At 35.1% G+C, this 7734-nt stretch carries 10 protein-coding genes and 1 pseudogene; 4 read left to right on the forward strand and 7 right to left on the reverse strand.

What is annotated here, in order from left to right; all coding sequences use genetic code 11:
- Positions 1-4: 4 nt before the first annotated feature.
- The 5 genes and pseudogenes from ACLIBH_RS10450 to ACLIBH_RS10470 all read right to left on the reverse strand — a co-directional run bounded on the left by ACLIBH_RS10450 (position 5) and on the right by ACLIBH_RS10470 (position 4168).
- Positions 5-766: an iron ABC transporter ATP-binding protein gene (locus tag ACLIBH_RS10450; RefSeq protein ID WP_439316659.1), complete on the reverse strand. Its 762-nt coding sequence runs from the start codon at positions 764-766 to the stop codon at positions 5-7.
- Positions 763-1716: an iron chelate uptake ABC transporter family permease subunit gene (locus tag ACLIBH_RS10455; protein ID WP_439316660.1), complete on the reverse strand. Its 954-nt coding sequence runs from the start codon at positions 1714-1716 to the stop codon at positions 763-765. The genes ACLIBH_RS10450 and ACLIBH_RS10455 overlap by 4 nt, the downstream gene beginning before the upstream one ends.
- A complete protein-coding gene (locus ACLIBH_RS10460) occupies positions 1709-2659 on the reverse strand; it encodes an ABC transporter permease (RefSeq protein ID WP_439316661.1) in 951 nt (316 codons plus the stop codon). Before ACLIBH_RS10460 ends, ACLIBH_RS10455 begins: the two co-directional genes overlap by 8 nt.
- Positions 2660-3182: 523 nt before the next feature.
- Positions 3183-3335, reverse strand: a pseudogene (locus ACLIBH_RS10465) (IS5/IS1182 family transposase); the annotation flags it as partial.
- Positions 3336-3409: 74 nt separating this feature from the next.
- Positions 3410-4168, reverse strand: a complete 759-nt coding sequence (locus ACLIBH_RS10470; protein WP_439316662.1) for a hypothetical protein — start codon at positions 4166-4168, stop codon at positions 3410-3412.
- Positions 4169-4256: 88 nt separating this feature from the next.
- On the opposite strand from ACLIBH_RS10470, the gene ACLIBH_RS10475 reads away from it, so the two are divergent.
- From ACLIBH_RS10475 to ACLIBH_RS10490, 4 genes are all read left to right on the forward strand, one after another.
- Entirely contained in the window at positions 4257-4505 is a 249-nt protein-coding gene (locus ACLIBH_RS10475; RefSeq protein WP_439316663.1) for a hexameric tyrosine-coordinated heme protein, read from the forward strand.
- 182 nt (positions 4506-4687) lie between these two features.
- On the forward strand, positions 4688-4834 hold the full coding sequence (locus tag ACLIBH_RS10480; protein ID WP_439316664.1) for a hypothetical protein: 147 nt from the start codon (positions 4688-4690) through the stop codon (positions 4832-4834).
- A 35-nt stretch (positions 4835-4869) separates the two neighbouring features.
- Positions 4870-6387 carry a hypothetical protein gene (locus tag ACLIBH_RS10485; protein ID WP_439316665.1) on the forward strand — a complete coding sequence of 506 codons (1518 nt, stop codon included), beginning with the start codon at positions 4870-4872 and terminating at the stop codon, positions 6385-6387.
- Positions 6388-6393: 6 nt separating this feature from the next.
- The gene (locus tag ACLIBH_RS10490) at positions 6394-6597 is read left to right on the forward strand and encodes a TcaA NTF2-like domain-containing protein (protein ID WP_439316668.1); all 204 of its coding nucleotides are present in this window, start codon (positions 6394-6396) and stop codon (positions 6595-6597) included.
- 174 nt (positions 6598-6771) lie between these two features.
- Here ACLIBH_RS10490 and ACLIBH_RS10495 read toward each other — a convergent pair whose 3' ends face one another.
- Positions 6772-7167: a VOC family protein gene (locus ACLIBH_RS10495; RefSeq protein ID WP_439316666.1), complete on the reverse strand. Its 396-nt coding sequence runs from the start codon at positions 7165-7167 to the stop codon at positions 6772-6774.
- A gap of 112 nt (positions 7168-7279) precedes the next feature.
- Positions 7280-7734 (reverse strand): YdeI/OmpD-associated family protein (locus ACLIBH_RS10500; protein ID WP_439316667.1); only part of this gene is annotated, 455 nt, incomplete at its 5' end.

The following is a 7734-nucleotide window of genomic DNA, read 5'->3' on the forward strand; positions in this document are numbered from 1 at the left end:
TTTATTACGAATTGAAATAAACACAAATTCTACAATTATCAACATTCCGTATTGCAATATCCATATCGTATATTTCTTTTAACGAATCCGATTGAATAATCTCGCTTGTCGGACCATCCTTCACTACTTTTCCGTCCTTTAACGCAACAATACGATCGGAATAAACGGAAGCAAAATTAATATCGTGCAAAACGATAACAACTGTCTTTCCTAATTCATCAACGAGACGTCGAAGGATTTTCATAATTTGTACAGAGTGCTTCATATCTAAATTATTCAAAGGCTCATCAAGTAAAATGTACTCTGTATCTTGGGCAATTACCATTGCTACAAATGCACGTTGGCGTTGTCCGCCTGATAGCTCATCTAAATAATTTGTTTGCAAATCGTTTAATCCCATATAGTCAATTGCTTTGTCGATCATTTGTTCATCATCTTCGTTTAGTCGCCCTTTTGAATAAGGAAACCTGCCAAACCCTACAAGCTCACGTACGGTTAAGCGAACGTTCATAAAATTGGATTGCTTTAAAATCGATACGCGTCTTGAAAAATCATTCGACTTAAAATCCTTTGCCTGTTTATTATCGACTAAAACCTCTCCGGTATCTGCTTCAATCAATCGGCTTACCATAGAAAGAAGGGTCGACTTCCCTGCACCGTTTGGTCCGATAAAAGACGTTATTTTTCCACGATGTATGTTTACCGTTACGTCTTTAACAACGGACTTCTTACCGTAAAACTTCGATAATGTACGAATCTGAATCAATTTGATCGACTCTCCTTAAGCAATAAATATATAAAGTATACGCCTCCGAAAAAATTAATAATTACACTTAATGTCGTCGAAAACGTAAAGATTCGTTCAACTACCCACTGTCCGCCTACTAATGCGATAATACCGATACCAATTGCACCTGTAATAAGGATGGAATGCTTATACGTATTAAAAAATTGATACGCTAAATTTGCTACGATAAGTCCAAAAAAAGTAATTGGTCCTACTAATGCAGTAGCTATAGCGATAAACACTGCAACAAGTATTAGCATCTTTTTAACAGTAGAGTCATATGGTATGCCTAAATTAATCGCATTTTCACGGCCTAGGGAAATAACATCTAAATAACGAATATATCTCCAACCGATTGCAAATACGACAATAATTAATCCGAAGGCAATCCAAACTAAATCCGCATTCACATTATTAAAGCTTGCAAACATCCGATCCTGCACACTTAAAAATTCATTCGGATCGATCAGTACTTGTAAAAACGTTGAAATACTAGAAAAGAAGGTTCCTAAGATGATTCCTACAAGCAATAGAAAGTAAACGGGATATTTTCCGTTCTTCATAAGCGCGTTATACAATAAAAAGGCAAAGAGAATCATTGCACCAACACATATAAAGAAATTTATCTTTTTATCCATAACAACGACATGCGTAGAACCCAAAAAGAATATAATCGTTGTTTGCAGTAGTAAATAAAGTGAATCAAGCCCCATAATACTTGGTGTTAAAATTTTATTGTGAGCAATCGTCTGAAAAACAACGGTTGCAAATGCTATAGAAATTCCTGTTAGTATCATTGCAATTACTTTTATTAGCCGTCTTGGTAATGCATAATCAAAGCTTCCATTTAAATCATGAAGCAAATAGATTACACATGCGAGCGCAGCTAATGAATAAATCATTTTCAATTTACCTGAGTTACTACGCATATTGCTTCCTCCTAAACAACAAGTATAGGAAGATAGCGCCACCGATTACCCCAACCATTAAGCTAATAGAAATTTCATACGGAAAAATAATGATTCTTCCTAAAATATCACAGATCAAAAGAAAGATAGCACCTAACAATGCGGTATGTGGCAAAGTTTTCTGCAAGTGATCCCCTTTAAATATGGAGATGATGTTCGGGATAATTAACCCTAAAAATGGAATCATTCCTACAGTCAACACTACTGTGACAGTCAGAAGGGCAACGAGCACAAGTCCGATATTTAATATCCGCTTATATGAGATTCCTAAGTTTTTAGAGAAATCCTCCCCCATACCTGCAACTGTAAATCGATTCGCATACAAGTAAGAAATAAACAAAACCGGAATAGTTATGTAAAGTAACTCATAACGTTCCTTCATAATTAAAGAAAAATCACCTTGCAGCCATGCAGCCATATTTTGAATAATATCTGCTCGATACGCAAAAAAGGTTGTTATTGATGACAGAATATTACCAAACATTAAGCCTATTAGAGGGATGAATACTGCATCTTTAAACTTGATACGGTCGAGCAATTGCATAAACAAAAACGTGCCGGCAAGCGCAAATACAAAAGACACAACCATTTTTTCAAGAATAGACGCGTTCGTAAACATGAGCATCGATACAAGTATTCCGAGTCTCGTTGCATCAAGTGTCCCTGCTGTCGTAGGTGAAACAAATTTATTTCTGCTTAGCTGCTGCATAATTAAACCAGCTATACTCATTGCTGCACCAGCAAAAAGAATTGACAGTAACCTCGGTATTCTGCTAATAAGAAATATTTGCGTCTCTTCTGATTGGAAATCAAACAAATCAAACGGGGTTATATTGCTGACCCCAACAAATAAAGATATGAATGAGAGGAATATGAGTAATACAATTAAATATCTTTTTTTCATAACTATCTCCAACATGTATTGTATGTAAGCTTCGTAGATTACTAATATCCCACTGGTAGCGGATTACAATTATTTAGTATCTCACTCGTTGCATTATCAATGATAATCATTATCAATGAGAATGTCAATCAATTAGTAGGATATTATAATAAAAATGTGACTCTCAATTCGATCCAACGCTTTCTAACTACCCACATAAGCATGTTACTTTTATTCATAACTATTAAAAAAGCGATTCAACCGTTCAATTAATTTGAACGGTTGAATCGCTTTAATATGAGATTCGATTTCATAATTGCCATTTTAAAAAAATCACAAAAGAACAGAATTTTAAAATCCACTTAAAAATTTAAAGCGAGATTGGTGTCTGCCATGTTCCATCCGGATCCACTCCGCTTTCCACAGGCAACGCCTCAACTAATTTTAAAAGGTTGCCACAAAACTTTTAAAATGGATTTTCGGCTGTTGCTTTTCCTGCAGGAGTCTGCGTGGATCCAGATTCCACACAGACGAGTTGGTGTTGCTATGCAGCCCGTGTTTCTTGGTTGAATGCTGTATTAATTCGATCAACTGCTAATTTAGATGCATTGTACATTAAGGTGACTATATCAAAATGAATTTTTGCTCGTTTACCTGTTCTGGAACGAACATTGTTTAATTGAAAGAACTCTTTTAAAATACGCATTAATGAAATTCATTAATGAAATTCATTCATGAATATAAAATTATACTATACAAGATTGCAAAAAATTAAAAAGTCGAAAACCCTCTTAACGATTCACGCTTCACTATAAATGAGCTTAACGCTATGAAGAACAACAAAAAACCAACTGCATTTATGAAGATCGGATAGATAAATGGAAAAACGAAACTTGGATACCCCTTCATTATATCCGAGTAGTACCCCATTGCCATTAAAGCAGTTCCAGAAAAGTTTATCAGCTTTACACCTAATTTATTTTCACTTCTTTCATTATAAGTAACGACGTCTTCTTTTATCGTATTACCTGACGATGAAATCGTAATTATCTTCCATTTTCGATCCTCCATCGCCGCATCATCCCTTGTCAGCCTTTGAACAATTTTAATTTGTTCACTCCCCGTTATACGATCGGTAACCGTTAACACATCCAACCAAGAAAAATATCTGCTCCCTCTACTTCGATTCGAAAGCCATATTTCATCCGAACTCGAAATCTCCTTGTTATTTACTAACAAATGAATGCGAACTATATCCCCAGGGGGAACGTTTGCCTCTTTATCCCAATAGGTTAATGGAGCTTTTTGACCTGTTTCTTCTTCTAAAATCTTTATATGTTTACTATTAATCTTTATTTCTTGTACATCAATAATATCTTCAAAGCCTTGTTCTTCATACGCATGATGGATATCATAACGTGACGAAATAATGGTATCAATCCAAACTTCTCGAACCATTTGAAATGTGGGAATCAATGAACCTGCTAATAATATGAAAGAAATAATCAATACTGTAATTTGCTTTTTCATTCTTTTTCACTTCCCAGCTACACACAATGAACCATTTTACTGAATGGGTTATATACTATTTTAACATATAACTAAGGAGATGGATTTTGTGGAAAAATGGATCAAAAGTCTTAAAACTGCAACACCGCAAGAAGGATATGAACTGGCGATTAAGCTCGCCCAAAAAGGGATCGCATATACACAGCCTTCCGAACGTGTACGAAAAAAATTGCGCCCGAAATATTCTCGAAACGCCGATAATCTAATAGCTGCTTCTCAAGTGATCGCCATCCATTATCAAACCGTTGCGGCTGCAAATAATTATTGGCGCGTAAGTACAAGGAATAGCCGTCCCTAGCCTGAATAACTCCAAGCGTTCGTGCGTTTTATTTTTAAACCACGAACGTTTATTTAATCAAAAGCTTTCTCCATCTATTTGAATTCCCCTTAAAATAAATTTAAAATTCTAGTCCGATCTTATTAAATCTCCTTCCTTCATATGGTAAAATAGTTGCATACTTTTAGAAAAGGATGAGAGTTTTGAAGTGTAGACAGCGTGATTTACTTATCATTGGAATCGTTTTAATAGCTTTATTAACAGGCTGTACAGGAACCGGCAAACAACTTGGCGCTGAAAAACAGGTGAAGCCAAGGAAAATTACCAAAACGATGATAGCATCAGTGTAGGAGATCTATCGATTCAAACGCTCGGCGATGACAAAATGGATAAAATTTCTACAGATGTAAAAGAGTTTAACTTTTCGTATTTAAACAAGGACAATAAAGTGTTATTTCTCGATAACGAAAATACTTTATATGAATACGAGTCAGGCAGTGACAAAGTAAAGCTTGCAGAGAATGTATACTTCTACGACACGAGTAGCTACGACAACGGAATAATTACATACGAGAACGAGGACAATGATTTATACATTATAAAAAAGGATGCCGATGTAGAAAAAATCGCGTCCAATGTATACCAATATGAGCTTATAAACAATGACTTATATTATGTGAACTATGATGGGTATTTTCGCAAGTACAATATAGAGAAAAGAACGGAAGAAGAAATTGCGACAAACACGGAATCTTTTATAATTTTTAGCAAAGACGGCGACCTAGCTTATTTGAATGATGATTACTTTTTATTTTATCGTAATGGAAAAGACGAAGAAGCGAAAAAAATATCTTCGGATTCGATTATAATGAATTCTGTTCAATTAGTAGATAATGCCTTAATTTATATTGGATCTGATTCGGATACATATACATTGTATAAAACAGAGCTTAAAGATGACATGCCTACAAGTAAAATTACGTCAGACGTCCGCGATTATTGGTACGATAACGGCAATTATTATTTCGTTAACTCCGACGATAATCTTTTCCGAAAAAAAGCAGATGAAGATTCAGCTACGAAACTTGCAAGCGATGTCTATCTTTTTCAATTTGTAGAGGACCACGGACTTTTCTATGAAGATAGCGAAAGTAATGTATACACATTAAATTCCAACGGAGAAAATAAAAAGATTGCTACCGATGCATTAAGCTATACGATTTCAGAGGACGGTAAAATCATTTATCAAAACAATAATGATGAATTGTTTGTAGGCAATGAAAAAATAACAAGCAATGTTGAAGCATATAGCTATGTCTACGGAAGCCTTATTTATTCTACGAGTGAAGATACATTATATATGATGAAAGACATGCAAGACGCAAAAGTAGTTCATGACGATTTAAGTAACTATCATAATGTGTATTATCATAATGAGCTTGTATTTAATAATGAGCTCGACTTTAATGATATTGCTGGCGTATGGAGATCGGAAGATAATAATTTTATTGAGTTCAAATCAGATGGGACAGTCAACTTTCTTTCTGAGCGAAATAGACTAAAGCTAGAAATAGAATATGCAGACAAAGAGATGCTTACTGCATACAACGACGAATATGAGGATTATGTAGAAATTACGAGAGAAGATGAGGATACGTTATTTCTTGATACATATAGTGATTCCGTTTACTTATACACATCTTCACGCGCAGAAGCAGATGAATATGTTGCAGAAGCACAAGAAGCTGCCGATCGAGAAAAAGTGGATGATATAATAAGCTGGTATTTGTCCGGCTTTAGCGATGCTGTAAATTCAGGAGATAGTGACTATATCACAGCTTATATTTCCCCAACAAGTGATTTTTATAAAGAACAAGCAGCATTTGTTAAAGATTTATACTAAAGGGATATATCCGAAGATTTATTAAATTATGAAATTATTGACATGAATAAAGTGGACGAAGATACGTACAAAGTAACTGTTTATGAAGCATTTTCTATTTACGATTGGAATACGGGGGATGAAACAAATAAAGAATTTAAAAACGTCTATACCGTAGAACGTACGGATGATGAATTTCTAATAACAGATTTAAAAGTTGCGGAAAACTAAACGCGATTTTAAACATTTAATGAGAAACACCTCTCGCTATAGCTTCTATTGATGTCACCCCTTGAGTTAGACTGAAACATCTAATTCTTGGGGTGTTTTCTATTCGTTTTAGGCTAAAGGAAACTTGTTCCTCTTTTTTCACTAAGCCAACTCGTTAGGTATTAAAGGAATTAACTACTTTGCATGCTCATCTGGTTGATGAATACCGAATATATTTCCTTCTGTGTCAGTATAATACCCTTGCCAAGCCATACCTGGAAGTGCATGTTTAGCTAAGGCTACGTTACCGCCACTTTCTAGAATTTTTGCTTCAGTAGTATCATAATCCTCTACACCTATTGTACAAGCATACCCATTTAAAGCTTGATTCGGTTGTGGAGAAGATCCTTTCCGTTGCATCAATGCTCCATTAATTCCAGGCTCGTTATCTTCACCAGTTACTGCCCCCCAATAAGGCATTCCTGCATAATCACTCCAGTCTTGAAAGGTCCAACCGAATACTTCCCCATAAAAATTCTTCGCCCGTTCCATATTATCTACATGAATTTCAAAATGTATCAATCTTCCCATATAATTTCCTCCTATCTTTTTTAAAAACTGCCGGTTGATTATCCACTTTTTACATCCTACTCATTGTACTATGTTCTTGCAAAATTATACATTTATGTTCATTAGTGCATGCTTATTTCTTCCCTTGTCGAAATAGATCAACAGACTTATAGCCTTGGGACAGTATTTCAACCATTTGCGCCTTCCGCTTATCTCGTGTCTTCTGTTGCTTAGCTGAAAAAATTTGACGAGCCCAATCTCTTTGATAACCTGGTGTAAGTTTCTCATAGAACGCCAACTCATTTGGATGGTCTGCTAATAGAGCTTTTATATCTTTTACATTATCCTCATAATCCGCTACACATTGACTAGCTGCAGCTGTTTTTCTCACCTTCTTTTTTTCACGTTTTAATCCTACAACAGTATAAACATCATCCATGCGAACCATTCGCGAGAATTTTATATCACTGTTAAGTACATAACCATCTTCATCGACTTTCAACGCTGGAAAAATAGCATCTCGATGAATGTGTGTATCATATCGTTTATTTCCTTTTTTCGGATAGGCGAAAAATAAGTATCCTTTTT

This window comes from Virgibacillus sp. W0430 (assembly GCF_051846935.1).
Classification (GTDB): domain Bacteria; phylum Bacillota; class Bacilli; order Bacillales; family Amphibacillaceae; genus JBPYCR01.